At 62.5% G+C, this 24,825-nt stretch carries 25 protein-coding genes; all 25 read left to right on the forward strand.

Features of this window, described 5'->3' with window-relative positions:
- Positions 1-269: 269 nt before the first annotated feature.
- The 25 genes from rplU to sigE all read left to right on the forward strand — a co-directional run bounded on the left by rplU (position 270) and on the right by sigE (position 24,760).
- A complete protein-coding gene (rplU, locus tag AB1402_07535) occupies positions 270-581 on the forward strand; it encodes a 50S ribosomal protein L21 (protein MEW6541447.1) in 312 nt (103 codons plus the stop codon).
- A gap of 22 nt (positions 582-603) precedes the next feature.
- Positions 604-867: a 50S ribosomal protein L27 gene (gene rpmA / locus AB1402_07540; protein ID MEW6541448.1), complete on the forward strand. Its 264-nt coding sequence runs from the start codon at positions 604-606 to the stop codon at positions 865-867.
- 65 nt (positions 868-932) lie between these two features.
- Entirely contained in the window at positions 933-2,015 is a 1,083-nt protein-coding gene (locus AB1402_07545; GenBank protein ID MEW6541449.1) for a hypothetical protein, read from the forward strand.
- 6 nt (positions 2,016-2,021) lie between these two features.
- Positions 2,022-2,825, forward strand: a complete 804-nt coding sequence (locus tag AB1402_07550) for a histidinol-phosphatase (GenBank protein ID MEW6541450.1) — start codon at positions 2,022-2,024, stop codon at positions 2,823-2,825.
- A gap of 112 nt (positions 2,826-2,937) precedes the next feature.
- Positions 2,938-3,681: a hypothetical protein gene (locus tag AB1402_07555; protein ID MEW6541451.1), complete on the forward strand. Its 744-nt coding sequence runs from the start codon at positions 2,938-2,940 to the stop codon at positions 3,679-3,681.
- Positions 3,682-3,874: 193 nt separating this feature from the next.
- Positions 3,875-4,312 (forward strand): division/cell wall cluster transcriptional repressor MraZ, encoded by a 438-nt coding sequence (gene mraZ, locus AB1402_07560; protein MEW6541452.1) that lies wholly within the window; start codon positions 3,875-3,877, stop codon positions 4,310-4,312.
- 24 nt (positions 4,313-4,336) lie between these two features.
- Complete coding sequence (gene rsmH / locus AB1402_07565) at positions 4,337-5,299, forward strand: 16S rRNA (cytosine(1402)-N(4))-methyltransferase RsmH (protein ID MEW6541453.1); 963 nt, start codon at positions 4,337-4,339, stop codon at positions 5,297-5,299.
- A 13-nt stretch (positions 5,300-5,312) separates the two neighbouring features.
- Positions 5,313-5,822 (forward strand): hypothetical protein, encoded by a 510-nt coding sequence (locus AB1402_07570; protein MEW6541454.1) that lies wholly within the window; start codon positions 5,313-5,315, stop codon positions 5,820-5,822.
- Between the two features lie 45 nt (positions 5,823-5,867).
- On the forward strand, positions 5,868-8,063 hold the full coding sequence (locus AB1402_07575; GenBank protein ID MEW6541455.1) for a stage V sporulation protein D: 2,196 nt from the start codon (positions 5,868-5,870) through the stop codon (positions 8,061-8,063).
- Positions 8,060-9,553 (forward strand): UDP-N-acetylmuramoyl-L-alanyl-D-glutamate--2,6-diaminopimelate ligase, encoded by a 1,494-nt coding sequence (locus AB1402_07580; GenBank protein ID MEW6541456.1) that lies wholly within the window; start codon positions 8,060-8,062, stop codon positions 9,551-9,553. Before AB1402_07575 ends, AB1402_07580 begins: the two co-directional genes overlap by 4 nt.
- Positions 9,531-10,943 carry a UDP-N-acetylmuramoyl-tripeptide--D-alanyl-D-alanine ligase gene (murF, locus tag AB1402_07585; protein MEW6541457.1) on the forward strand — a complete coding sequence of 471 codons (1,413 nt, stop codon included), beginning with the start codon at positions 9,531-9,533 and terminating at the stop codon, positions 10,941-10,943. Before AB1402_07580 ends, murF begins: the two co-directional genes overlap by 23 nt.
- Positions 10,940-11,944 carry a phospho-N-acetylmuramoyl-pentapeptide-transferase gene (gene mraY, locus AB1402_07590; protein ID MEW6541458.1) on the forward strand — a complete coding sequence of 335 codons (1,005 nt, stop codon included), beginning with the start codon at positions 10,940-10,942 and terminating at the stop codon, positions 11,942-11,944. The genes murF and mraY overlap by 4 nt, the downstream gene beginning before the upstream one ends.
- A gap of 9 nt (positions 11,945-11,953) precedes the next feature.
- Entirely contained in the window at positions 11,954-13,315 is a 1,362-nt protein-coding gene (gene murD, locus AB1402_07595; protein MEW6541459.1) for a UDP-N-acetylmuramoyl-L-alanine--D-glutamate ligase, read from the forward strand.
- Positions 13,315-14,442, forward strand: a complete 1,128-nt coding sequence (gene spoVE, locus AB1402_07600; protein ID MEW6541460.1) for a stage V sporulation protein E — start codon at positions 13,315-13,317, stop codon at positions 14,440-14,442. The genes murD and spoVE overlap by 1 nt, the downstream gene beginning before the upstream one ends.
- Before the next feature lie 25 nt (positions 14,443-14,467).
- On the forward strand, positions 14,468-15,589 hold the full coding sequence (gene murG, locus AB1402_07605; protein MEW6541461.1) for an undecaprenyldiphospho-muramoylpentapeptide beta-N-acetylglucosaminyltransferase: 1,122 nt from the start codon (positions 14,468-14,470) through the stop codon (positions 15,587-15,589).
- 120 nt (positions 15,590-15,709) lie between these two features.
- Positions 15,710-17,080: a UDP-N-acetylmuramate--L-alanine ligase gene (murC, locus tag AB1402_07610; GenBank protein MEW6541462.1), complete on the forward strand. Its 1,371-nt coding sequence runs from the start codon at positions 15,710-15,712 to the stop codon at positions 17,078-17,080.
- Positions 17,080-17,982, forward strand: a complete 903-nt coding sequence (gene murB / locus AB1402_07615; GenBank protein ID MEW6541463.1) for a UDP-N-acetylmuramate dehydrogenase — start codon at positions 17,080-17,082, stop codon at positions 17,980-17,982. The genes murC and murB overlap by 1 nt, the downstream gene beginning before the upstream one ends.
- 13 nt (positions 17,983-17,995) lie before the next feature.
- Positions 17,996-19,249, forward strand: a complete 1,254-nt coding sequence (gene murA, locus AB1402_07620) for a UDP-N-acetylglucosamine 1-carboxyvinyltransferase (protein MEW6541464.1) — start codon at positions 17,996-17,998, stop codon at positions 19,247-19,249.
- Positions 19,250-19,326: 77 nt separating this feature from the next.
- The gene (locus AB1402_07625; protein ID MEW6541465.1) at positions 19,327-20,037 is read left to right on the forward strand and encodes an FtsQ-type POTRA domain-containing protein; all 711 of its coding nucleotides are present in this window, start codon (positions 19,327-19,329) and stop codon (positions 20,035-20,037) included.
- Positions 20,024-20,740, forward strand: a complete 717-nt coding sequence (locus tag AB1402_07630; GenBank protein ID MEW6541466.1) for a DUF881 domain-containing protein — start codon at positions 20,024-20,026, stop codon at positions 20,738-20,740. Before AB1402_07625 ends, AB1402_07630 begins: the two co-directional genes overlap by 14 nt.
- Positions 20,741-20,744: 4 nt before the next feature.
- On the forward strand, positions 20,745-21,449 hold the full coding sequence (locus AB1402_07635; protein MEW6541467.1) for a DUF881 domain-containing protein: 705 nt from the start codon (positions 20,745-20,747) through the stop codon (positions 21,447-21,449).
- 4 nt (positions 21,450-21,453) lie between these two features.
- Positions 21,454-21,810, forward strand: a complete 357-nt coding sequence (locus tag AB1402_07640) for a small basic family protein (protein ID MEW6541468.1) — start codon at positions 21,454-21,456, stop codon at positions 21,808-21,810.
- A 65-nt stretch (positions 21,811-21,875) separates the two neighbouring features.
- A complete protein-coding gene (gene ftsZ, locus AB1402_07645) occupies positions 21,876-22,928 on the forward strand; it encodes a cell division protein FtsZ (GenBank protein ID MEW6541469.1) in 1,053 nt (350 codons plus the stop codon).
- A gap of 170 nt (positions 22,929-23,098) precedes the next feature.
- Positions 23,099-24,019 (forward strand): sigma-E processing peptidase SpoIIGA, encoded by a 921-nt coding sequence (spoIIGA, locus tag AB1402_07650; protein MEW6541470.1) that lies wholly within the window; start codon positions 23,099-23,101, stop codon positions 24,017-24,019.
- A 15-nt stretch (positions 24,020-24,034) separates the two neighbouring features.
- The gene (sigE, locus tag AB1402_07655; protein MEW6541471.1) at positions 24,035-24,760 is read left to right on the forward strand and encodes an RNA polymerase sporulation sigma factor SigE; all 726 of its coding nucleotides are present in this window, start codon (positions 24,035-24,037) and stop codon (positions 24,758-24,760) included.
- The last annotated feature ends 65 nt before the right edge of the window (positions 24,761-24,825 follow it).

A 24,825-nucleotide genomic window follows, 5' to 3' on the forward strand; every position in this document is an offset into this window, starting at 1 on the left:
GGCAAGGACCCGCTCCATGATGTCCAGTCTCCTGGCTTCCTTGGGTTTCAAGAAAACGTCTCCCTTCTTCATGAGTGACATTTTCTCAGACCGCTTACGGGGTGACAATATCACAGGCCAACAACACAGAGGAAAGATTGGGCTTGATCTTCCACCGTGTGGGTGATACAATATAACTCGTGCATGACCGCACGGAAGAGGTTTAAAAGCGGTGCGACCGGCGCCCACCCCGTTCCGGCGAGTCCTTAAAAAAAACAGAGGGGGTAAACATGTACGCGATTATTGAAACCGGCGGCAAGCAGTTGTGCGTCCGCGAAGGAGACACGGTACGGGTTGAAAAGCTCGCGGCCGAAAACGGCGCCCAAGTCCTTTTCGACCGGGTGCTTTTAGTCAGCACGGACGAAGGCGTGAAGATCGGCCGGCCGCTGGTCCCGGGCGCCCGGGTGACCGGCCGGGTGCAGAAACAGGGGCGCGCCAAGAAGATTATTGTTTTCAAGTACAAGTCCAAGAAGAACTACCGGCGCAAGCAGGGGCACCGTCAGCCCTACACGCAGGTGGTAGTGGAGAAGATTGAGTTTTAGTCCATTGGGGAGGTGACAAAAAATGGCCCATAAAAAGGGAGTAGGCAGCTCAAGGAACGGCCGGGATTCAAGGGCCCAGCGCCTGGGAGTCAAGCGGGGCGATGGGCAGTTTGTCACGGCCGGGAGCATTATCATCAGGCAGCGGGGGACCAGGGTCCATCCCGGGCGCAACGTGGGGATCGGCGGCGACGACACCCTGTTCGCCAAGACGGACGGGTATGTCAGTTTCCAGCGCCAGGGCAAGGACCGCAAGACGGTCAACATAGTTCCCGCCGCCACCCTGTAGCGGCGTCTGTTCAGGGGCCAGCCTTTAACCGGGCTGGCTTTTGTTTTGTCGGGGAGGTTTTGAGAATGTGGACCCCCGGAGGGCTCGCCACCGGAATCGGCAGTCTGCCGTACACGAGTCCGGAGCAGGCACTGAATCTCGTGGCGGCGTACTTGCCGGACATGCCCCACTGGCCGCAACTGCCCGGTTTGGGCCCGCAGGAGGGTTTCGTGCTCCAGTTCCTGTGCCCCCTGCTGGAAACCGGGCTTTTGGAGCAAAACGGAGACAAGGTTTGCTTTGCCACCGGCGCCCCCGACTGGCCCGAACGGATGGCCGCGTTCTATGCGCTGTACCTGGCGGCGGAGGAAGGTGACCGGGAGGCCCTGGAGCGGTTCGCCATCCCGCGGGAGGCGGCCTCGGGGTTTCACGCCTTCTTGGAACGAGCCCCGGCCGGACCGGCTGGTTTTGTGAAAGGACAGGTCGTGGGGCCGCTGACCGCCGCCTTTCAGTTGACCGATGCCGAGGGCCGTCCCGCGTATTACGATGAACAATTGCGTGACCTGGTGGTCAAGAATCTGGCGCTTCAGGGCCGCTGGCAGGCGCAAGCGCTGAAGGGGATCGGCGCTCACGTGCTGGTCTTTGTGGATGAGCCGGGAGTGAGTGTCTACGGGCAGTCGACGTACATTACGGTAACCCGTGAGATGATCGTGGATGATCTGAAGGCCGTCGTCGCCGGCATCCGGATGGCGGGGGCGAAGTCCGGCATCCACTCGTGCGCCGCCGTCGATTGGAGCATCCTGATGGACACCGGCACCGAGGTACTGAGCCTTGACGCGTACTGGTATTTTGATTCTCTGCTGCCGTACCGGGCCGAACTCAATGCCTTTTTGGCACGGGGCGGGGTGGTGGCCTGGGGCATAGTGCCCACCTCGGAGCAGGTGGAGACGCAAACCGTGGAGAGCTTAAGTACCAGGTTGGAAGGATTCTGGGAGGAGCTTTCCAGCCGGGGAATCTCCGCGGAGCGGTTGCGGCGGCAATGCTTGATCACCCCCAGCTGCGGCGCCGGCACACTGACGGAGGCCCTGGCCGAAAGGATCTACCGGTTGACGGCGGGCGTTTCGGAAGCACTGCGCGCCGGCGGTGGAATTGCCGGGAGAGAAGGGTTTTGATGCCCGTTGCCGGTTGACTACCACCTCCACACCTTCCGGTGCGGGCACGCCCGGGGCCGGATGGCCGACTACGTCCGGGTGGCCCGCAAGCGTGGTTTGCGTGAAATCGGGTTCGCCGACCACATTCCGTTGTATTTTTGCCCTCCCGAAAGGCGCCCCTCCGGTCTGGCCATGACCGAATCCGAGTTGCCGCAGTACGTGGACGACGTGCTGGCTCTGCGGGCGGCCAACCCGGATCTGCCGGTCAGGCTGGGGATCGAGGCCGATTTCGTGCCGGGCCGGGAGGCCGAACTGGCGGCGCTTTTGTCGGGATACCCTTTCGACTATGTGCTGGGTTCGGTTCACTATATAGACGGCTGGGGCTTCGACCAACCCGAACTTCTGGACGGCTACCGGAACTGGGACTCCGAGGCGCTCTACCGGCGCTATTTCATGCTGGTGCAGGAGGCAGCCCGTTCCGGTCTTTTCGATGTCCTGGCCCACCCGGACCTGCTGAAGAAATTCGGTTGCCGGCCAAGCGGCGACCTGACGGCGCTCTACCGGGAGACGGCTTCTGTCATCGCCGGATCCGGCATCTGTGTTGAAGTAAATACCGCGGGCTTGAGGGCCCCCGTGGCCGAAATCTACCCGCATCCAGCTTTTCTTACCGCCTGCCGTGAGCTGAACATCCCGGTGACGCTGGGTTCTGACGCCCACCGTCCGGAAGAAGTCGGTTTCGGCTGCCACGAGGCCGTGACCCTGCTGCGGGGGGCCGGGTACGACCGGCTGGCCGTCTTCAGAAAGCGCGAAAGGCATTTGGTGCCGCTGTAGGAAACCTAGAATTCAAGGCCGGCGCTTTTTACGCCGCTGGCCCCGGCCCCGGGCATATTGTCCGCACCCCTCCCGTATATTGTAAGCAAATGTTTGAGGTGGTGGGCGGAAAATGAGGCGGCAAAGCCGAAAGGCGCCGGAAAGACTTGGTTGGAAGCGGCTGACGGTGCTGGTATGCGCGGGATTGCTGGTGGTGGCGGCGGTGGGCGCAAGCGCCTTCAACCGGACTACGTCCCAGGCTCCCGGCGGCCCTCCGGAAGCGGCGCGTGAACAGGTGCAACGTGAGCTGGAGGCGCTGCTGGTCAGGAGCGCCGACATAGACGGACTCCACTACCGGCAGGTGACCAACTACCCCCTGTGGTCGTACGAAACACGGGTCTGGTTACAGGGTGACTGGGTAAAGACCGAGACGATGGTCGACGGGCAGAGCTTGGTTTTACTGGTGGACACCGCCCGGGGCGAACTGTTGTCCTACGACGCCGCCGAAAGCACGGCGACGCGGATGAGGCTGGGCGATGGGGAAGCGAGTGTTCCGGAGACACTGCCGGACTACGTGCGCGGCCTGAACCCCGCCGAGTGGGTTCCGGGCGAGGTCACATTCCTGGACGGCCTGCGCTGCCGGAAGTTCACCCGGGAAGAGGCCCGGGGGGCGACGGTGCTCTACCTGTGGGAGGAATACGGTCTGCCCCTGCGGGTGGAAAACGTGGCGGACGGCGGCTTCACCGTAGTGGAGTTCAAGGACCTGGAAGTCGGATTGGTACCTGACGACGTCTTCGCCCTTCCGGCCGGGGTGGATGTCACCGACTTCTGGGAGGAAGAGGCGCCGGGCGACTACGGCGAGAACACAAAACGCTAAAAGTCAAATAAAGAATATCTGCTGCCCTGAAAGGGCTTTCCCGCATGGAAGGCTCTTTTTTGGTTCAACCGCCGGCGCAAAAACCTTTTTATATTTTTAGGAATTAATTGCAGGATTTCTCTTGTCAAAGGCCGAAGAGTGGTTTAAAGTGGGGGAAAGTGGAGGAAATAACGGCGGGCGGGGGGTGGCCGTCCTGTTTATTGGGGAGTACTTGCACACCATGGATAATAAGGGGCGGCTCTTCATACCGGCCCGCTTTCGTGAGGGCCTGGGGCTGGTTTTTGTCGTCACCAAGGGACTGGACCGCTGTCTGTTTCTGTATTCCCGGCCGGAATGGGAATTGATGGAAAAGAAACTGCGCAAGCTGCCGTTGGCCAGGGCGGAGGCCCGGGCTTTCACGCGGCTGTTTTTTTCGGGCGCGGCCGAACTGGAGGCCGATAAGCAGGGCCGGGTTTTGCTGCCGGCCGCGCTGCGCGATTATGCGCGGCTGGAAAAGGACGTGATGGTCCTGGGTGTTTCGTCCCGGGTGGAAATCTGGGCGCGCGAGGAGTGGGAGCGGTACAGCTCGGAAGCAGCGGCGGCCTACGAGGAAACCGCCGAGAAGATCGTGGACTACGACCTGGACCTGTAATGCCGTGCACTGCGGGGTAGGCCCATGACCCTGACCGGTTTTCACCACCAACCGGTGATGCTCCGGGAGGTCCTGGAGTGGCTGGATCCGAAGCCTGGCGGGACCTACGTGGACTGTACCCTTGGAGGGGGCGGGCACGCGCTCGGTATCCTGGAACGAACCGGAGGCCGGGGCCTCCTGGTGGGGATGGACCGGGACGCGGACGCGCTGGCCGCGGCCGCCTTCCGGCTGGCCGGATATGGTGGAGGGGTGCGGCTGGTGCAGGCCGATTTCAGGGAACTTTCGGCTGTTCTCCAGCGGTTCGGGACCGGCCTGGTACAGGGAATTCTCTATGACCTGGGTGTTTCCTCGCACCAGCTGGACACGGCGTCCCGCGGGTTCGGTTACCGGCAGGACGCGCCCTTGGACATGCGGATGGACTCCGGCAAAGGCGTCACCGCCGCCGACCTGGTGAACCGGTTGCCGGAAGATGAGTTGTCCGGCTTGATAAGAGCATACGGCGAGGAACGCTGGTCCCGGCGCATTGCGTCCTTTATCGCCCGGGAGCGGAAAAGGGAGCCGATTATGACCACCGGACGCTTGGCGGAGCTGATCAAGGAGGCCGTCCCGGCGCGGGCGCGGCGTACCGGACCGCACCCCGCCCGGCGCACCTTCCAGGCCCTGCGCATTGCCGTGAACGATGAATTGGGGGCCCTGAAGACCTCGTTGCACCAAGCGGTGGATCTGCTGGCCGCGGGAGGCAGGGTCGTGGTCTTAAGTTATCACTCGCTGGAGGACCGGTTGGTGAAGGACGTTTTTCGGGAGTTCGCGATACACTGCAAGTGTCCTCCGGGACTGCCGGAGTGCCGTTGCGGGGTGGTGCCCCGGCTGGAGATCCTGACTCCCCGGCCACGGGTGCCGGAGGAGGACGAGGTTCTGGCCAACCCCCGGGCCCGAAGCGCCAAATTGCGGGCGGCCCGGAAGCCGGCCGGCGTTCTAAAGGACTGAGAGGTGAATAGGCTTGATAGTAGCGCGGGAAAGGGCTGATTACGGTCTGGAGGCACACCGGCGGAGTGTGTCGGCCCAAGTCCGGTCCGGTGCAGGGAAAAAGGCGCGTCTTTCCCTGATGGTCACGGTGGTGTTTGCGTTCGTGCTCGCCGCCGCGTTCAGTTATGCAAACACTTATACCATGAATGTAAGTTACCAGGCCCAAAAAATTGAGAAGAACATCGGGATGCTGGAGGCGGAAAACCAGAGCCTGAGGACGGCGATCAACCGGCTGGATTCCCTGCCCCGGGTCGAAATGCTGGCCGTGACCCAACTGGGGATGGTCCGTCCCACCCCGAACGATATGCTTTTTGTGGCTGTCGGCGACTCCGGTCTGACCGCTTTTTCCGGTGCCGCTGATCCGGAACCGACCAAACCCGCCTACGCCGTTACCGGTTCAAATCCGGAGGAGCGTGGGCTGCCGGGAGGGAAGCCGAGCGATCCGGGAATACTCCAGGCCTTTCTGAATCTGGTCGTCCGCTAGCCGCAAAGGCACAAGGCAAAAGCTTATACGGACGGGAGGGGCGGTATGCAGACCACCAGAATCATCATGCGCAAGCGCATCCTTTTGCTCCTCCTGGCGAGTACGGTCGTGTTTTTTCTTTTGTCCCTGCGCCTGGCATACATCCAGTTCTTCCTGGGAGAGCAGCTGCGGAAGGAAGCCCTGGAGAACAGGATGCGTGATATTCCGGTGGAGGCCAAGCGGGGAACGATCTACGACCGTAACGGAAAAGAACTCGTAACCAGCATCAGTGTCGACTCGGTGTTCGCCGTTCCCTCTCAGATCGAGAACCAGGGCGAAACCGCCCAGAAGGTGGCCGTGGTGCTGGACATGGACGTTGACCGTGTCCGCCGGCTGATCACCAAGCCGGAGTCGTTCGTCTGGATCAAACGCAAGGTCGATTTCCGGACCGCCCAGGAACTAAAATCCCTGAAACTGCCCGGCATTGAGTTCGTCGAGGAGAGCCGGCGCGGCTACCTGAAAGACGGTCTGGCCGCACATGTTCTGGGTTTCGTGGGCATTGACAACCAGGGCCTGACCGGCATCGAGAACACGTGTGACGCCGACCTGCGCGGGATTCCCGGCCGAATCGTCATGGAGTACGACGCCGTCGGGCGCCAGATTCCCAGCGCCGTGCACAAGTACTACCCGCCGGTGCAAGGGCACGCCTTGTTTTTGACGCTGGATGAGACAGTTCAGTACTTCGTGGAGCGTGAACTGGACCGGCTGGTGGACACCTACCAGCCCAGGTACGCGGTCATCATCGTCATGGACCCGCAGACCGGCGAGATTCTGGGGATGGGGAACCGTCCCACCTTCGACCCCAACCGCTGGGCCGACCAAGCCGAATCCGTCTGGGACCGGAACCCGGCGATCTGGTACAATTACGAACCCGGATCGACCTTCAAGATCATCACCCTCGCGGCGGCCCTGGAAGAGGGTAGCGTCAACAAAAACCGCCGTTTTTACGACCCAGGCCACATCAAGGTCGCCGACCGGAACATCAGGTGCTGGAAAGCCGGCGGCCACGGCAGCCAGACGTTTGAAGAAGTGATTCAGAACTCTTGCAACCCGGGCTTCATTGAGATCGGCCTGGGTATCGGTATCGATCCTTTCTACAAGTATCTGCATGGTTTCGGTTTTGGTGCGCCCACGGGAATCGGCCTGCCCGGCGAGGCGCACGGCATCATGATTCCGCAGAAGCAGGCCACCAACTTAAACCTGGCCGCCATGTCCATCGGCCAGTCCATTGCCGTGACCCCGACCCAGTTGACCGCGGCGGTGGCGGCGGTGGCTAACGGGGGTGAACTTCTACAGCCGCAATTGGTAAAAAAAGTGGTCGATCACGATGGCAAGGCGGTCCGCGAATCAAAGCCGAAAGTGGTGTGCCGGGTCATTTCCAACGAAACGGCGCGGGAGATGCAGACGCTCCTGGAGAACGTGGTGTTGCGGGGAACCGGAATGAACGCCCACGTGGACGGCTACCGGGTGGCCGGCAAGACCGGCACGGCCCAGGTCGTGGGGCCGGCCGGGGGCTACGTGTCCGGCCGGTACGTATCTTCATTCGTCGGTTTTGGGCCGGTTGACGACCCGCGGGCGGTCACCCTGATCATGGTCGTGGAACCGCAGGGCCCGATCTACTACGGCAGCCAGGTGGCGGCGCCGGCCTTCCGGAACGTGATGCAGGACGTGCTGCGGTACATGGGCCTTCAAGCCCGGGAGGATCTGCCGCGCCCCGAGAGACAGTGGATCTGGGTGGAACCGCAGGAACCCAAGGACGTCAAAGTGCCGCAAGTGGTCAACCTACCGCTGGACGAAGCGGTGCTGGAACTGCGCGCCGCCAACCTGAATTTCATCACCCGCGGGGAGGGGAATATTGTACACGAGCAGGTGCCTGAAACCGGGGCGGTCGTCAAAGAGGGCACCACCGTGATTTTGAGCCTTAAGCCCGAACCGGTGGATAAGCGCCGTCCGGTGACCGTACCTGATCTCGCCGGACTGACCATCAAGCAGGCCGGCACCCTGCTGGAAAGCCTGGATCTCCTGCTGGAGCCGTCCGGAAGCGGGGTGGCCGTACAGCAGTCCGCGGCGCCGGGGCAAAAGGTTGACAAGGGTACCGTGATAAAGGTAAAGTTTGAACGTCCGGCGGCGGGAGGTCCGCCCGGTCAGGAGACCAACGGCACCGGTGTTCCCGACCAATCCCCCCGGAGGGATGGCATTTGAGCTTTAGAGATCTGATCAACCAGCTGGACGTGTTGGATCACGGTCCGCTTTTGGACGTTTTGGTGTCCGGAATCGCTTACGATTCGCGGCAGGTCCAGCCGGGTTTCATGTTTGCGGCTATCGACGGGCTGGTCACCGACGGCCACCGTTTTGTGCCCGACGCCGTGGCGCGGGGTGCGGCGGCCGTATTGCTCCAGCAAAGGGTGCCGGTGCCTGAGGGAGTGGCTTGGGCGGTGGTGCCCGACACCCGTAAAGGGCTGGCTTTGGCGGCCGGCCGTTTTTACGGGGACCCGGGCCGGGCGTTGCGCCTGGTCGGGGTGACGGGGACGAACGGAAAAACCACCACCACCCACCTGATCACGGCTCTTTTCCGGGCGCGCCGGCCGGGTGTGGGGTTGATCGGCACCATTGAAAACCGCATTGGGGACGAAGTGCTGCCTGTACGGCATACCACCCCCGAATCACTGGACCTGCAACGTCTTTTGCGCCGGATGGTCGATGCCGGGGTGACCGACGTGGTAATGGAGGTTTCCTCACACGCGTTGAGCTTATCCCGGGTGCACGGGCTTTCTTTTGAGGCGGGCGTGTTCACCAACCTGACCCAGGACCACCTCGACTTCCATGCCGGTTTTGAGGACTATTTCGCCGCCAAAACTCAACTGTTCACGGGGCTCGGCGAAGCGGCGGCCGCCGTAATCAACCGGGACGACCCTTATGGGATACGCCTGTTGGATCTGACCCGGGGACGCCCCATCACATATGCCGTGCACGAGGCCGCCGACGTGCGCGCTTCCGGGGTCCGTCCGGTTGCCGGCGGAGTGGAGTTTTTGCTGGAGAGTGCCTGGGGTTCCGCACCGGTGGCGCTCCGGCTGTCCGGGCTTTTTAACGTGTACAACGCTCTGGCCGCGGCCTGCGTCGGGCTGGATCGCGGTTTTGCACCGGAAGAGATCGCCGGCGTCCTGGAAAAGGTCCAAGGCGTTCCCGGCCGGTTTGAGCGTGTTGATCAGGGGCAAGAATATACTGTGATCGTGGACTACGCCCATACCCCGGACGGCTTGGAAAACGTGCTCCGGGCGGCGCGGGAAATTGCTCCGGGGCGGCTCATTTCGGTATTCGGCTGCGGCGGTGACCGGGATCGCGCCAAACGCCCGCTCATGGGGGCGATAAGCGCCCGCGGCGCCGACTACTCAGTGCTGACCTCGGACAATCCGCGCACGGAGGATCCATTGACCATTATCGCCGATGTTGAGGAAGGCTACCGGCGGGTGCGGCCGGATGGATACGCGGTGGTGCCCGACCGCCGCGAGGCCATGCGGCACGCTTTCGAGAAGGCCCGGGCCGGAGACGTTGTGGTTATTGCGGGCAAGGGCCACGAGGACTACCAGATCGTCGGCACCAAGCGTCTGGAGTTCGACGACCGCCGGGAGGCCGCCGGGATTCTGGCCGCTTTTGGCTACGGAGGAACAGATGAAGCCGACGACGATCGCTGAGATCGGCACTGTAACCGGGGCCGAGTTGATCCAGGGTGCACCGTTCGCCCCTGTGGCGCGCGTAACGACCGACACCAGGGCAATTAACGGCGGCGAGCTGTTTGTCGCCCTGCGCGGTTCCCGTTTTGACGGGCACGATTTCGTGGCGCAGGCCGTGGACCGCGGGGTTGGCGGATTGCTGGTCGGCCGGGAGGTATCCGTTCCCCCCGGCGTCCCCGTGTTGAAAGTCGCCGATACCCTGGCGGCGCTCCAGGCGCTGGCGCTGGACAACAGGCGGCGCTGCGGCCTGCCCGTTATTGCGGTTACCGGCAGCACCGGGAAGACCACCACCAAGGACCTGCTGACGGCCGTGCTCGCGGCCCGTTTCCGGGTGTCGGCCACCCGTGAGAACCTGAACAACGAAATCGGCCTACCCCTGACGCTCCTGGATATTGACCCCGACCACGAGGTGGCGGTGGTCGAGCTGGGGATGCGCGCCCGGGGCGAGATCGACCTCTTGGCCCGGATTTGTGAGCCGACGGGAGGCGTGATCACCAATATCGGTGAAACCCACCTGGAACTTCTGGGTTCAGTGGCGAATATCGCCCGCGCCAAGGGGGAGCTTCTAGAACACATCCCCACTTCCGGGTTTGCCGTGCTGCATGCCGATAGTCCCGGGATGGATGAGCAGGCAGGGCGGTGCCGCGGGAAAGTGATCCGCTTCGGAGAATCTGAATCCGCCGACTTCCGGCTCCTCGGCTATCAAGCCGTGCCGGGCGGCTCGGTTTTCCGGGCGCGGTCCCCCAGAGGGGACGAGGACTACCGCATGCCGCTTTTCGGCCGGCACATGGCGCAAAACGCCCTGGCGGCGATCGCGGTCGGGTCGGAACTGGGCCTGACGGTGAGTGAGATCCGTGCCGGCCTGGAGCAGGTCCGGACCTCGTCTTGGCGCCAAGCCCTGGTGAGGGCCGGGGGCTTGACCATAATCAACGATACATACAACTCAAGCCCTGCTTCAGTCAAGGCGGCGCTTGCGGTTTTGGCGGAGATTGCGGCCGGGGGTCCTACAGTGGCGGTCCTCGGCGGCATGTTGGAGTTGGGTCCGCGTTCTGAGGCCGCCCACCGGGAGGTGGGGGTGGCTTTAGCCCACGCCGGCGTCGGTCAACTGGTGACCATGGGGGAGATGGCCGCGGGGATTGCCTGCGGCGCCCGTGAAGCCGGGTTGCCCGCCTCCCGCATCCAGATCTGCCGCACGCTCGAGGAAACCGTGGGCGCTGTCCGCCGGTTGGCGGGAGCGGGCGTTTTTGTTTTGGTCAAGGGCTCGCGCGCGTTCCAGATGGAGCAGATCGTGAAAGCCCTCGCCGAAGCGGCCGCGCCGGCCGCAGGCGAAACCGGGAGGGACGGACGTTGACACCGGTATTGGTGGCCGCCGGGGTAGCCTTCCTGGTGACACTGATCCTGGGTCCGATCGCAATTCCGCTTTTGCACCGTCTCCGGTTCGGCCAGCGGGTGCGCTCCGACGGCCCTGCCCGTCACCTGCAAAAGACGGGGACGCCCACGATGGGCGGGGTGATGTTTCTGATCGGGGCGGCGGCCGCCGTCCCGGCGGTCGCCTTTTTGCCGGGAGGGCCGCCCGCCGGCTGGGCCGAAGGGCTGGTGGTGCTGGCCGTTGCCCTGGGGTTTGGGGTGCTGGGTTTTCTAGACGATTTCTCGAAGATGGTGCATAAACGGTCCCTGGGCTTGCGGGCCCGGGAGAAGCTCTTCGGCCAGGTACTGATTGCGGTCGCTCTGGCGGTGGTGTCCGTTTTTGTACTGGAACGCGGCACCGATTTCCCCGTGCCCTTTTCCGGACTGGTGGTTTCCGGCGGATTGACCTTGGACCTGGGCTGGTGGTTTTTTCTAGGGACCACGGTATTCGTGGTTCTGGCTACAGCCAACGCCGTCAATCTTACTGACGGGCTGGACGGTTTGGCGGCCGGGACATTTGCGGTCGCGGCCCTGGCTTTCGCCGTGATTGCGCTGGTAATGGACAAAACCGGGGTCGGGATCGTGCTCGGTGCCTTAATCGGGGGTTCCTTGGGTTTTTTGTGCTACAACTACTACCCCGCACGGGTCTTCATGGGGGACACCGGTTCTCTGGCTCTTGGCGGGGGGTTGTCCGCGGCGGCGGTGATCACCAAGAGTGAACTCTTTCTTTTGATCATCGGTGGCGTGTTCGTAGCCGAAACGCTGTCCGTGATTATTCAGGTGCTCTCGTACCAGCTCACCCGGCGGCGCGTATTCCGGATGGCCCCCCTGCACCATCACTTTGAACTGGCGGGCTGGTCCGAAACACGGGTGGTGCTCACTTTCTGGACTGTCGGGGTGGTGTTGGCCCTCCTTGGCCTCGCCGGCCTCAGAGGTCTCGGCTAGACGGGGGGAATGGACGTGGAACTGGCGGGAAAAAGCGTTTTAGTAGTCGGCGCCGGTAAGAGCGGGCAGGCGGTGTCCCGGTTTCTCGCGTCGCAGGAAGTGTCGGTAACCCTGACGGACACCAAAAAGCAGGAGGACCTTGAGCTGGATGTTCCCGCGGGCGTAAGCTTAAGCCTGGGCTTCTACCCCCAGATTTCTTCCGGGCGCTGGGATTTGATCGTGGTCAGTCCGGGTGTGCCCGCGCATATTCCACCCGCGGCCGAAGGCCGCCGGCTTGGTATCCCCGTGATCGGGGAACTGGAGTTGGCCTGGTGGTTTACACGTTCTCCCGTGGTGGCTGTAACCGGCACCAACGGGAAGACCACTACCACCGCGCTCTTGGGGGAGTTGTTCCGGCAGGCCGGGCGCCGCACCTTGGTGGCCGGGAACATCGGGGTACCCTTGATCACCGAGGTCGGGAACTACGGCCCGGGAGACGTAATCGTGGCCGAGGTGTCGAGTTTCCAACTGGAAACCACCCATGATTTCCGGCCCCGGGTGGCGGTCATCCTGAACCTGACCCCCGATCACCTGGACCGGCACGGCACCATGGAAGTCTACACCGAGGCTAAAGCCGCCATTTTCGCCAACCAGCAGGCGTCCGACTGGACCGTTTTGAATTTCGACGACCCGCGCACCAGAGCACTGGCTTCCCGGACGCGGGCCAAGGTCTTATTCTTCAGCCGCCGGCATAAACTGGAACAAGGCGTGTTTATCCAGGACGGCCGGATTATGGCGCGGACCGGGGGGAAGGAAGCGGACGTGTGCCCGGTCGAGACCCTGGGCATCCCGGGTGCGCACAACGTTGAGAATGCGCTCGCGGCGACGGCGGCGGGATGGGTGTCGGGGATCGAGCCGTCCGTCATAGGCCGGGCGCTGGCTGCTTTTAAGGGCGTTCCGCACCGGCTCGAAGTAGTGGGCCGGGTCGGCGGGGTCGAGTTCATCAACGATTCCAAGGCCACCAACCCGGACGCGGCTGTCCGGGCCCTTGGCGCGTACCCGGGCCCGGTGGTGCTCATCGCGGGCGGGCGCAACAAGGGCAACGATTTCTCCGCCTTTATGGAAAAGGCCAAGGAGACGGTGCGGGTACTGGTCGTTCTGGGGGAGTGCGCCCCGGAAATGGCCGCCGCCGCCTTCCGGGCGGGCCTGGCGGAGGTCGTGTGGGCGAAAGACCTGCCCGCCGCCGTGCAACTGGCGCGAAAAGCTGCTCGTCCCGGCGAGGTGGTGCTTTTGTCCCCGGCATGTGCCAGTTGGGATATGTTCCGAAACTACGAGGAGCGGGGCGACCTCTTTCGCCGCCTGGTACGGGAACTGGCGGACAAACAGCAGTGATGGGCAAGGGGGGGGGCGGGTTAGTGCCTAAAACCAGCCGGGCTCCTGATTTTCTGCTTTTCCTGACCGTGTTGATGATGTTGAGCATCGGCCTGGTCATGATTTTGAGCGCCAGTGAGTACAGCTCCCTCATTCACTTCAACGACAGTTTCCATTACTTCAAGCGCCAACTGCTGTGGGCTCTGATCGGCCTGGCGGCGATGTTCCTGGCGATGAACCAGGACTACCGGAAATGGCGGCGCTGGGCCCTGCCGATGCTGGCGGCGGCGTTCGTCCTGCTGATCCTGGTGCTCATCCCGGGGATCGGCATAGAGGCTTACGGGGCGCGGCGGTGGATCGGGATCGGCCCGGTCACTATGCAACCGTCAGAGTTCGTCAAGCTCTGCCTCGTGGTCTTCACCGCCTACGGCTTGTCCCGGAAGGGCGAGCTGGTGCGGCATTTCAGCCGCGGTCTTTTGCCGTTTCTGGTTATGCTTGGGGCCGCTTGCGGTCTGATTCTCCTCCAGCCCAACCTGGGCACCGCCATTATTCTGGCGGGCACGATCTTCGTGATGCTCTTCGCGGCCGGAGCCCGGCTCAGCACTTTGGCGGGCCTGGGTGTGCTGGGCCTGGCGGGCGTCGGGGCGGCCATCGCCGTCGCTCCTTACCGGTTGGAGCGCCTGCTCGCCTTCCTGGATCCCTGGCAGGACCCGCAGGGCAGCGGGCTTCAAATCATCCAGTCGCTTTACGCCCTGGGTTCGGGCGGACTTTTCGGCACCGGTCTCGGTCAGGGCAAGCAAAAATTCCTATACCTGCCCGCGCAACACACCGACTTCATCTTCGCGGTGGTGGGCGAGGAATTGGGGTTTATCGGCGCCTTTCTAATCATCGGTCTTTTTACGGTTTTCCTATGGCGGGGTTTGAGGATCGCGGTGTCCGCCCCCGACGCGTTTTCCAGCCTGCTGGCCACCGGGTTGACGGCGGGCATTGTCTTACAGGCCATCATCAACATCGGGGTGGCCACCGGGAGCATGCCGATCACCGGGATTACCCTGCCTTTTATCAGTTTCGGAGGCAACTCCCTGATTTTCACCCTGGTCGGCGTGGGAATTCTGTTGAATATCTCTAAGTACGCCACCGGAAAATGAGCACCATGAAATGAGGTCTGGGTTCTTGCGCATTATCATTGCCGGGGGCGGTACCGGCGGCCACATCTACCCGGCGCTGGCGATTGCGGAAGGAATCAAGCGGCGTCATTCCGGCGCCGACCTGCTGTACGTCGGGACAAGCCGGGGACTGGAGAGTGAGATCGTCCCCCCTACGGGCTTGCCGTTTTACGCCGTTCCGGCGGCGGGACTGAAGCGAAGTTTGAGCCCCGCCAACCTGGCGGCGGTGTTGCAGGCGGGGCGGGGACTCCAAGAGTCATTGTCCCTGGTGCGCCGTTTCCGCCCGCACGTGGTGGTGGGCACCGGCGGTTACGTGTGCGGGCCGGTGGTGCTGGCCGGGGTGCTGCGGGGAATCCCGACCCTGATCCACGAGCAAAACGCGCTGCCCGGCTTGACCAACCGGATGCTGGCGCGCTACGCCAGTCGCACGGCGGTGACTTTTGTCGACGCCGCCGGGTACTTTCCGGCCCGGGCCCGGATCATCCTTACGGGCCTGCCGGTGCGGCCGGAAATCCTGAGCACCAGCCGGCACGAGGCGCGCCGGCACCTGGGCCTTCCGGAGAAAGCCTTCGTGTTGCTGTCCTTCGGGGGCAGCCGGGGCGCCAGGAGTCTCAATCAGGCGATGATCCCGGTGGTACAGGCCTTCCGTAAACGTCCTGATGTGTGGTTGTTTCACGCCACCGGGACGTCCGGATACGGCGAGTTCGCGCCGCTTATGGAGGCGGCCGGTTCTTTTTCCCGGCCGCCCGGCAACCTTGTGGTCGCGCCCTACTTCCACGACATCGCCGCTCTCCTGGGTGCGGCCGACTTGGTGATCTGCCGCTCCGGAGCTTCGACCATCGCCGAACTCACGGTGCTCGGGCTCCCGAGCATTCTGGTGCCCTATCCGTTCGCCACCGGAAACCACCAGGAGTATAACGCCCGGGCCCTTTCCGCGCGGGGTGCGGCCCTGCTTATTCCGGACCGGGAATTGACCGGAGAGCGTCTTTTGGCCGCCGTCACCGCCCTCCTGAACGAACCCCGGAAACTGGCGGAAATGGGTCGGGCGGGCAAAGCCCTGGGTAAGCCGCGCGCCCTGGACAGCATTCTGGATACCATTGAGAAGCTTGCAGGAAAAGGAACGAGATAATTGAAACATGTCACTCGTACACCTAGTTTCATCCGGTCCCGGACAGGCTAACGTAACACCCTGTCTGGAGTGCGCATAGTATACAAAGAACAGACGCCTTGGAGGAAGGAGCGAGTTTATGTGCCTCTAGCACCCGAACGCGTACACTTTGTCGGTATCGGCGGCGCTGGGATGAGTGGCATTGCCATGGTCCTTTTGGACCGGGGGTGCAAGGTCAGCGGTTCGGATCTAAAGAAGTCGGAAATCACCGACAAGTTGCAGATGCGCGGGGCCCGGGTGTTTTATGGGCATTCACCGTCTCACCTGGGCGACGCCGAACTGGTGGTGTATTCGTCCGCCGTACCGCCCGACAATCCGGAACTGGTGACGGCGCGCAAACGGGGCTTGCCCGTTGTTCCGAGGGCAGAGATGTTGGGGCGTCTGATGCGCCACTGGAAAGGGATCGCGGTCGCCGGCGCCCACGGCAAGACCACCACCACCTCACTGGTGGCCTTCCTGCTGGAGCGGACGGGATTGGACCCGACGGTGATCATCGGTGGCGAAATGAATGGATTTGGCAACGCCAAAACGGGCAGCGGGGAGTTCCTGGTGGCGGAAGCCGATGAGAGTGACGGTTCGTTCTTCCTCCTTGACCCGTCCATTGTGGTCGTCACCAACGTGGAGGACGATCACCTGGACTACTACCACACGGTGGAGGCCATCCGAAAGGCCTTCCGGGAGTTCATCTTCAAGGTGCCGCGCGACGGGGTGGCGGTCTTAAACTACGATGATCCCTTTCTGCGCCGGGTGGCGCACGAGTTGCCCGTTCCGGTCATCACTTACGGCTCGGCGCCGGACGCCGACTGCCGGGCGGCTCGGTTTCACCTGAACGGCGCGGTCTCGGGCACCGACGTTTACTGGAGACGGGAACTTCTGGGCCGTCTTGAGCTGACCATTCCGGGCCGCCATAACCTCCTGAACGCACTGGCGGTGGTGGCCGTGGGCCGGCACGTAGGATTGGAGTTTCCGGAGATTGCCCAGGCACTCAGGAACTTCCGGGGAGTCCGGCGGCGGTTCGAGCTAGTGGGGGAAAGCCGGGGAGTGCGGGTGGTTGACGACTACGCCCACCACCCTACGGAAGTCAGGGCCACGCTGGAGGCTGCCCGCCAGACCGGGCCGAAGCGTCTGATCGCTGTGTTTCAGCCGCACCGCTATACGCGCACCCGGTTTTTGCACAAGGAGTTCGGCAAGGCCTTCACGGCCGCCGATCAGGTGTGCTTGACCGAGATTTACCCGGCCGGTGAAAGACCGATTCCCGGCGTCAGTGCCCGGTTGATCGGAGACGAGATTCCGAAGCACCAGGGAGTTCGACCCGTGCTGTTCGAAGAGCAGGACCAATTGGTGGCCTACTTGGCGGCGATGGTTCGAGAGGGGGATCTGGTGATCACCCTGGGCGCCGGGGACATTTGGAGGACCGGGCGGGCGCTGCTCCGGATCCTGGAGGGAAGATAATGGAAGTCTACCTGGGCCTGAAAGCGGGAATCAGGGGTTCGGTACGCGCTGGCGAGATGCTGGGGGCCCACACTACCTGGCGCGTCGGCGGTCCGGCCGATTTTTTCGTGGAGCCGGCTGCAGTTGAAGACCTGCGGTTCGTGCTGCGTTTTACCGCCGAGCGGGGACTGCCGCTGACCGTGATGGGTAACGGCTCCAACCTGCTGGTAAGTGACGCGGGCTTGCGGGGGGTCGTGGTCCGGATGGGTACCGGTATGGACCGGGTGGGGCTCGACGGGAACATAATCCTGGCGCAGGGTGGAGTCAGACTTTCGCGTTTGGTCCGGACGGCGCAAGCTTCAGGTCTGGGCGGACTTGAGTTTATGGCTGGGATTCCGGCGTCGTTGGGCGGAGCGGTGGTAATGAACGCGGGCGCCAACGGGTTGTGCATGGGTGACCGGGTGGAAGAGGTCACGGTGGTCGACCGCTCGGGAACGGTTGAGCGGCGGGCGGTGAGCCAACTCGGTTTCCGGTACCGGTGGAGCAACATCCAGGCCGGACCGGAAATCGTGACCGCGGTGGCCTTGCGTTGTTTTCCGAAAGACAAGAACGAAATCGGCCGCGAAATCGAGCGTTTTCTGAACCGGCGCCGGGAAACACAGCCGCTTGACCAGCCGAGTGCGGGTTGCGTGTTCAAGAATCCGCCGGGCGATTCGGCCGGCCGGCTGATTGAGGCCGCAGGCGGGAAAGGCCTGCGGGTGGGGGGCGCCACGGTGTCGCGAAAACACGCGAATTTCGTGCTGAATACGGGCGGGGCCACGGCACGGGATATCCTGGAGTTGATCAGGCAAATACGCCAGTTGGTAGGTGATAGATTCGGGATTGAATTGGGACTAGAGGTGAAACTGATGGGCGATTTCTAAGGCGGGGTGACGTATGGAGCGCATTATCATCAAGGGGGGAAACCGCCTTAAGGGGAACATTGCGGTCAGCGGCGCGAAAAATGCCGTACTCCCGATTCTGGGGGCCAGCCTCTTGTGCGGGGGAGAGTCTTTCATCAAAAACGTACCGAAGCTGCAAGACGTGGGGGTGATGGTTGAGCTTTTGAAGTACCTCGGGGCCCGCATCAACCGGGAGGACCACTGCCTCCGGATTGACAACCGCAACGTGGCGCCCCGGGAAATCGGCGAGGATTTAATGCGTAAAATGCGGGCCTCCAACCTTGTACTCGGCCCGCTCCTCGGGCGGTTTGGCTCCGTTCTCATTTCTCAGCCCGGGGGGTGTGATATCGGTTCGCGGCCGATGGACCTGCACCTGCGGGGGATGCGCGCTCTGGGGGCACGAATCGAGGACCGGGCGGGTTTTATCCGGGCCGAAGCCGCAGGGCTTGCGGGCGCCGACATCTATCTCGACGTTCCCAGCGTCGGCGCTACGGAGAACATCATGATGGCCGCCACCCTGGCCCGCGGCCGTACCACCATCCGGAACGCGGCCCGGGAGCCGGAAATCGCCGATTTGCAGGATTATTTGAACCGGATGGGTGCGAGGATCAGCGGGGCGGGGACCGGCGTAATCCGCATCGAAGGAGTGGAAAGTCTCAATCCCTGCCGGCACACGGTGATCCCCGACCGGATCGAAGCCGGCACCTACTTGATGGCGGCCGCCGTCACCGGAGGTGAGGTGACGGTGGAGAACATCATCCCGGACCACCTGGAACCGGTTCTGGCCAAACTCCGGGAGACCGGGGCTGAATTGGAAGCGGCCGGAAACGCCGTCCACATCCGCGGCCCGGAACGGCCCAAAGCTATAGACGTCAGGACGCTGCCTTACCCGGGCTTCCCCACCGACATGCAGCCCCAGTTCGTGGCCTTGCTGAGTCTGGCTGAGGGAACATCCACAGTGACCGAAACCATTTTCGAGAACCGTTTTAAGCACGTTCCCGAGCTGAGGCGCCTGGGGGCGGACATCCGGGTGGAAGGCAACACGGCGATCATCAAAGGCAAGAGGAACTTGAGCGGAGCGCTCGTGGAGGCCTCCGACCTGCGGGCGGGCGCGGCTCTCGTCCTAGCCGGACTAGGCGCCGAAAACACTACCGTGGTCGGGCGGGCCGAGCATATTGACCGGGGTTACGAGAGATTGGAAGAAAAATTCCGCAATCTGGGAGCAGAGATCATAAGGGCGCGGGCATAGCCCGCCCCTTGTTGGTTTGGATTTGGACAAGTCCCGGTGCCGGAGTTATAATTACGTATCATTCAGGGGGATTGGACGTGCCCGGACCGAGGCTCAACTGGTGGGAAACCATCCTGTTTTCGATTGTCATCCTTGTGGCGGGGTTTATCCTCGTTGGTTCGCCGTTGTTTGAGATTGACACTATTACCGTGGAGGGCAACCTTTGGCTGCAGGCCGAAGAGATTATCGCCGCCAGCGGGCTGGTTCCCGGAACCAACATCTTCCGGGCGCAAACAGGGGAGGCCCGGGACCGCCTCGAAGCACTCCCCGCTGTTCGGGAGGCCCGGCTGGTCCGGGAGTTCCCTTCGGCGGTCCGCATTGTGGTGGCCGAAAGAGTGCCGGTGGCCCTCTTGAGTATTCAGGGGGAATTCTGGGAGGTGGACGTGGAAGGGGTTCCGGTGCGCAAAAAGAGGAAGGGCTGGGATGATTTGCCTGTAATCACCGGTGTTGGGATCAAAAACCCCAACTTGCCGCGAACCCTGGAAGCCGTAGAGAGACTGCCGGAGGAAGTGGTGGCCGGGCTTTCCGAGGTCTGGTTCGGAGAGGATCTCCGGCTGATCCTTTATACTATTGATGGAATCGAAATCCGCCTGGGCCGGCTTGAGCGTCTGGAACAAAAGGGCGTGCTGTTGGCGGAGGTGCTGACGCTGGTCCGGGATGACGGCCGCAAGGTGGAGTATATCGACCTTTCGGAGCCCGACAAGACCGTGGTGAAGTATGCCGGAGGTGGCGGCGGTGTTGAGGAGTAAGTTTCACTGGGTCCTGGTTGTCGTCGGCCTTGTACTCGGCCTGATGCTGTCCACTCAGTTCAGGGCGCAGCAGGACAGGGTTGCTACCACCACCGTCCAACGAATTGAACAGTTGGCTCAGGAGGTGAAGGCGGCCCGTGCGGAGCGGGACGCGTTGCGCGTCCGGAACAGCGAACTCCGGAACGAGTTGGACCAGGTGGCCGGGGAGGCGCGGCACGGGCGCCTGCGTAACGAACTGGAAACGGTGCGTATCCAGTCCGGCATGTCGTCGGTGACCGGACCGGGAATCGAAGTGGTTTTGAGTGACAGCAGTCTGCCTTCGCAAATCGGGCAGAATCCGAACCTTTATGTTTTGCACGATGAGGATCTGGTGCGGGTGTTGAACGAGTTGCGCGCCGCCGGGGCGGAAGCGCTGGCGATCAACGGGGAACGGATCGTGGCCACCAGTGAGGTGATGTGCATCGGTCCGGCCGTCCGGGTAAACAAGACCAAACGGCTGACCCCTCCATACGTGATTACGGCGATCGGGAATCAGGACACTATGATTGCGGCGCTTGAAATGCGGGACGGTGTAATGGACACCCTGAAGTACTGGGGCATCCAGGTCACGGTGCGCCGGGTGGCGGAGGCCGGCATACCGGCGTATACCGGGCCGACCACCTTCAACTACGCGCGGCCGCTTTCTCAGGAAGGGGGTTCTTAAGGCTGTGCACCCCCGGTACTTTTCCATTGCCGTGGTGGGGCTGCTCCTGGGCCTCTTAGTGGGATTTCAAGTGCGGCTGCTGGAGCTTCCGGAGCCGCCCCTGCCTCCGCACGACCGGGGCCGCATCCTGACCGCCGAACTTAAGGAATTGGCGCTGGAAAAGGAGAGCCTGGCGGCGGAGGTCCGGGAAATGGACGACAAGGTGGAAACGGCCCGGCAGGGCATTGAGCAGGCCGAGTTCGCTTTGCGGGCCGAAATTGAAAAACACATGGTTCTGGCCGGTCTCACCAGGGTGGCTGGGCCCGGTGTGGAGCTTATCCTGCATAACGTGCCGGGCATTGACCGGCCGGACGGGTTTTTGTTCGCCGTGCGTGACGAAGACCTCCTGCGCGTGGTAAATGAACTCCGGGCGGCCGGAGCGGAGGCGATCGCGGTCAATGACCAGCGGCTGACCGCCTCGAGTGAAATCCGGCAGGCCGGGCCGTTCATCAACGTCAACCTGGAACGCGTATCGGCCCCCTACCGGATTCAGGCGATCGGCAACCCCGACGACCTGGTCAAGGCGTTGGAGTTTCCCGGGGGGCTGGCCGAGACCCTGCGGCAGTGGGGCATCAACGTGGTCATTGAAACCAGAACTGAACTGGTGCTGCCGGCGTACCAGGGCCGCCCCCGCCCGGAATACGCCCGGCCGCTGAGGGAAGGAGTGTAGTCGCGTGTGGGTTAGCGTCTGGCTGGCAGTGATCGGCTTGGTCATCGGGTTCGGAATCGGGATGAGCATTCCCGCGTTCCTGCCGCCGGCATACGCCAAATACCTGGGAATCGCCATCCTGGCCGCGCTGGACTCGGTGTTCGGCGGAATCAGGGCCGCTTTGGAAGAGAAGTTCGACAACCTCGTGTTCTTGTCCGGTTTCGCCGGTAACGCCTTGATGGCCGCGCTGCTGGTATTTATCGGAGACCGGCTCGGAGTGGACATATACATCGCCGCGGTGGTTGCCTTCGGCGTACGGTTGTTTCAAAACCTGGGCATCATCCGCCGCTACGTCGTTGGCAGAAAAAATGAGGCCGGCTAAAGGGAATGTTCGCCTGGGTGTTGAATACTAGAGCCGTACGCCGCGCGTGCGAAAGGGGGAGCCGGGTGATAGATCTGGAGTTGGAAGCCAGCAGTTTTGCCAATATCAAGGTGGTGGGTGTCGGCGGGGGCGGCAACAACGCCGTGAACCGGATGATCAGCGCAGGGCTGAAAGGCGTGGAGTTCATCGCCATCAACACCGATGCGCAAGCACTGGCGGTATCCCTGTGCAGCTATAAAATCCAAATCGGGACCAAGCTCACCAAAGGCCTCGGCGCGGGGGGCAACCCCGAGGTTGGGCAGAAAGCGGCCGAGGAAAGCCGGAACGAGTTGGTCCAGGGTTTGAAGGGGGCGGACATGGTGTTTGTCACCGCCGGCATGGGCGGGGGCACCGGCACCGGCGGGGCGCCCATTGTGGCCGAGGTGGCCCGGGATTTGGGAGCGCTCACGGTGGGCGTGGTGACCCGCCCGTTCACCTTCGAGGGGCGTAAGCGCTATCAGCAGGCCGACTCGGGGATTGAGAACCTGAGGACCCGAGTGGACACCCTGATCACCATTCCGAACGACAAGCTCCTGCAGGTGATCGAAAAGAACACGTCCATCATCGAGGCTTTCCGTATCGCCGACGACGTTTTGAGACAAGGGGTCCAAGGGATTTCCGACCTGATTGCGGTGCCGGGACTCATCAACCTGGACTTCGCCGACGTAAAGACGATCATGAAGGAGACGGGTTCGGCCTTGATGGGCATTGGCACGGCGGCCGGCGACAACCGGGCGGCGGAAGCGGCCCGGATGGCGATTTCCAGCCCGCTCCTGGAAACCTCGGTGGACGGAGCGCGCGGCGTTCTTTTGAACATCACCGGCGGCAGTTCGCTCGGGCTGTTTGAGGTCAACGAAGCAGCCGAGATCATTGCCCAGGCGGTGGATCCGGAGGCGAACATCATCTTTGGGGCCGTCATTGACGAAGCGATGAATGACGAGGTCCGGGTGACGGTGATCGCCACCGGTTTCGAATTGGAGGCGGCGCGCCAGGCCGCCGCTGCGGCACCCGAAGATGAGCTGCGCCCGTTTACCAGTCATGACGACCTCGATATTCCCGAGTTTCTGCGGAGACGGTAGAGGAAACAGAATAGCCGATACCGTCGATAAAAAAACCGGACACCCGGCTACCTTTTTACAGGTTTTTCCAACCCCGGTTGCTATAATAGGAACCGGGGTTTTGTTTTTGGCATAATCTCTGGTTCAAGTCATATAAAGTGGTAGGGATTGGGGGCGAGGTGGGGCTTTGCGTGACGTACACCGTGTATCTGGACGAGTTCTTCCTGGGCAACGTGCTCATGAACTTCACCATCCTTTGGTTTACCGCCCGGGTGGCCCTGGTTCCCGCTACCTTCCGGCGGCTTCTGGGCGCCGCCGCGCTCGGCGCTGCCTATGTCCTGTTAGTGTTTTTGCCGGCGCCGGCCTGGTTGACGGGAATACCGGCCAAGGTCGGCGTTTCTCTGCTGATGCTGGCCACCGCTTTTTACCCGCAGCCGGTCCGCAAGTTCGGGGCGTGTTTCGCGATTTTCTATCTGGCGTCTTTTGGGCTGGGCGGGTTGGTGTTCGGACTCACCTATTTCTTCGGCGGCGGCGAGTCGGCTGGCGTGGCCGGCTTCCTGGATGTGCCGCGGGGCTACTTCTGGCCGGCCGTGACGGCCGCTCTGGCGGTGATGTGGCTGGTAGGGCGCAGCGGGGGTACATTCTTGAGGCGGCGGCGATTGAAAGGGCTGTTTCACATCCCGGTACGGATCCGTACCCACGGAAGAAGCCTTTCGGTCAACGCCCTGCTCGACACCGGCAACCAACTCTCCGATCCGCTGACCAATCACCCGGTGGTGGTGGTGGAATTCAACGCCGTGCGGGAATTGTTGCCGCCCGAAGTCCACTCGACCTTCGAGACCGGGGAGGAACCGGATCTCGTCCGCGTGCTGAAGAGTCTGGGCGAAAGCCGATGGGCCGGCAGGTTCAGGGTAATCCCCTTTCAGTCCCTGGGGCGCAGCAGCGGGCTATTGCTGGGGTTTCGGCCGGATGAGGTTGAAATCCGGTACGGCTCGGAAAACATCCGGGTGCGCAAGGTAGTGATCGGGGTATACCACCGTCAGCTGTGTCCCGAAGCCACCTACCGGGCGCTCGTCAATCCGCGCCTTTTAGAGAAGGCGGCCGGATTCTGACAAGGGGGGATAAGTGTGCGTCAAGCCTGGCAGATCAGGCTTTACCTGCGGCTACTGGCGGTTAGGCTCCTGCGGAGTGTCGGCTATCATCCCGAGGGGCATTATGTCGGCAGTAGCGAAACCCTGCCGCCGCCGCTCACCCTGGACGAGGAGACGGGATTAATCAACCGTCTGGAGGCCGGCGACCACGGGGTGCGCAGCACCCTGATCGAACGCAACCTGCGCCTGGTAGTCTATATCGCGCGCAAGTTTGAAAGCACTGGTGTAGGGATTGAGGATCTGGTGTCCATCGGAACCATCGGCCTGATCAAGGCGGTGAACACCTTCGATCCTCGTAAGCGGATCAAGTTGGCCACCTATGCTTCACGGTGCATTGAAAATGAAATCTTGATGTACCTGCGGCGCAACAGCAGGGTCCGCGGTGAAATCTCTTTCGAGGAGCCGTTGAACATAGACTGGGACGGCAACGAACTCTTGCTTTCGGACGTGTTGGGCACCGACTCCGACATTATCTATAAAGACCTGGAGATGGAGGTTGATCACAAGCTGCTCCGCCTGGCCCTCCAAAAACTGACCCACCGGGAGCGCAGGATCATGGAACTGCGCTTCGGCTTGAACAATGGGGAAGAAAAGACGCAGAAAGAAGTGGCCGACCTGTTGGGCATCTCCCAATCCTACATTTCGCGCCTCGAAAAACGAATCATCAACCGCCTCAAGAAAGAGATCTACCGTTTCGGGTAGGAAACCACAAAGCCCGCCAATCAGTCAACCAAACCTTGCTCCGGTGCCGGCCGGGGCATAAGTTT

It is taken from the genome of Bacillota bacterium (genome assembly GCA_040757205.1).
GTDB lineage: Bacteria > Bacillota > Desulfotomaculia > Desulfotomaculales > Desulforudaceae > Desulforudis.

Bases quoted from the DNA above. Each gene is read 5' to 3' on its own strand.
- AB1402_07575 (MEW6541455.1), top strand. From the start codon at position 5,868: ATGCAGACCACCAGAATCATCATGCGCAAGCGCATCCTTTTGCTCCTC.
- murD (MEW6541459.1), top strand. From the start codon at position 11,954: ATGGACGTGGAACTGGCGGGAAAAAGCGTTTTAGTAGTCGGCGCCGGT.
- rsmH (MEW6541453.1), top strand. From the start codon at position 4,337: ATGACCCTGACCGGTTTTCACCACCAACCGGTGATGCTCCGGGAGGTC.
- murF (MEW6541457.1), top strand. From the start codon at position 9,531: ATGAAGCCGACGACGATCGCTGAGATCGGCACTGTAACCGGGGCCGAG.
- AB1402_07545 (MEW6541449.1), top strand. From the start codon at position 933: ATGTGGACCCCCGGAGGGCTCGCCACCGGAATCGGCAGTCTGCCGTAC.
- rpmA (MEW6541448.1), top strand. From the start codon at position 604: ATGGCCCATAAAAAGGGAGTAGGCAGCTCAAGGAACGGCCGGGATTCA.
- AB1402_07555 (MEW6541451.1), top strand. From the start codon at position 2,938: ATGAGGCGGCAAAGCCGAAAGGCGCCGGAAAGACTTGGTTGGAAGCGG.
- murA (MEW6541464.1), top strand. From the start codon at position 17,996: ATGGAGCGCATTATCATCAAGGGGGGAAACCGCCTTAAGGGGAACATT.
- spoVE (MEW6541460.1), top strand. From the start codon at position 13,315: ATGGGCAAGGGGGGGGGCGGGTTAGTGCCTAAAACCAGCCGGGCTCCT.
- murB (MEW6541463.1), top strand. From the start codon at position 17,080: ATGGAAGTCTACCTGGGCCTGAAAGCGGGAATCAGGGGTTCGGTACGC.
- rplU (MEW6541447.1), top strand. From the start codon at position 270: ATGTACGCGATTATTGAAACCGGCGGCAAGCAGTTGTGCGTCCGCGAA.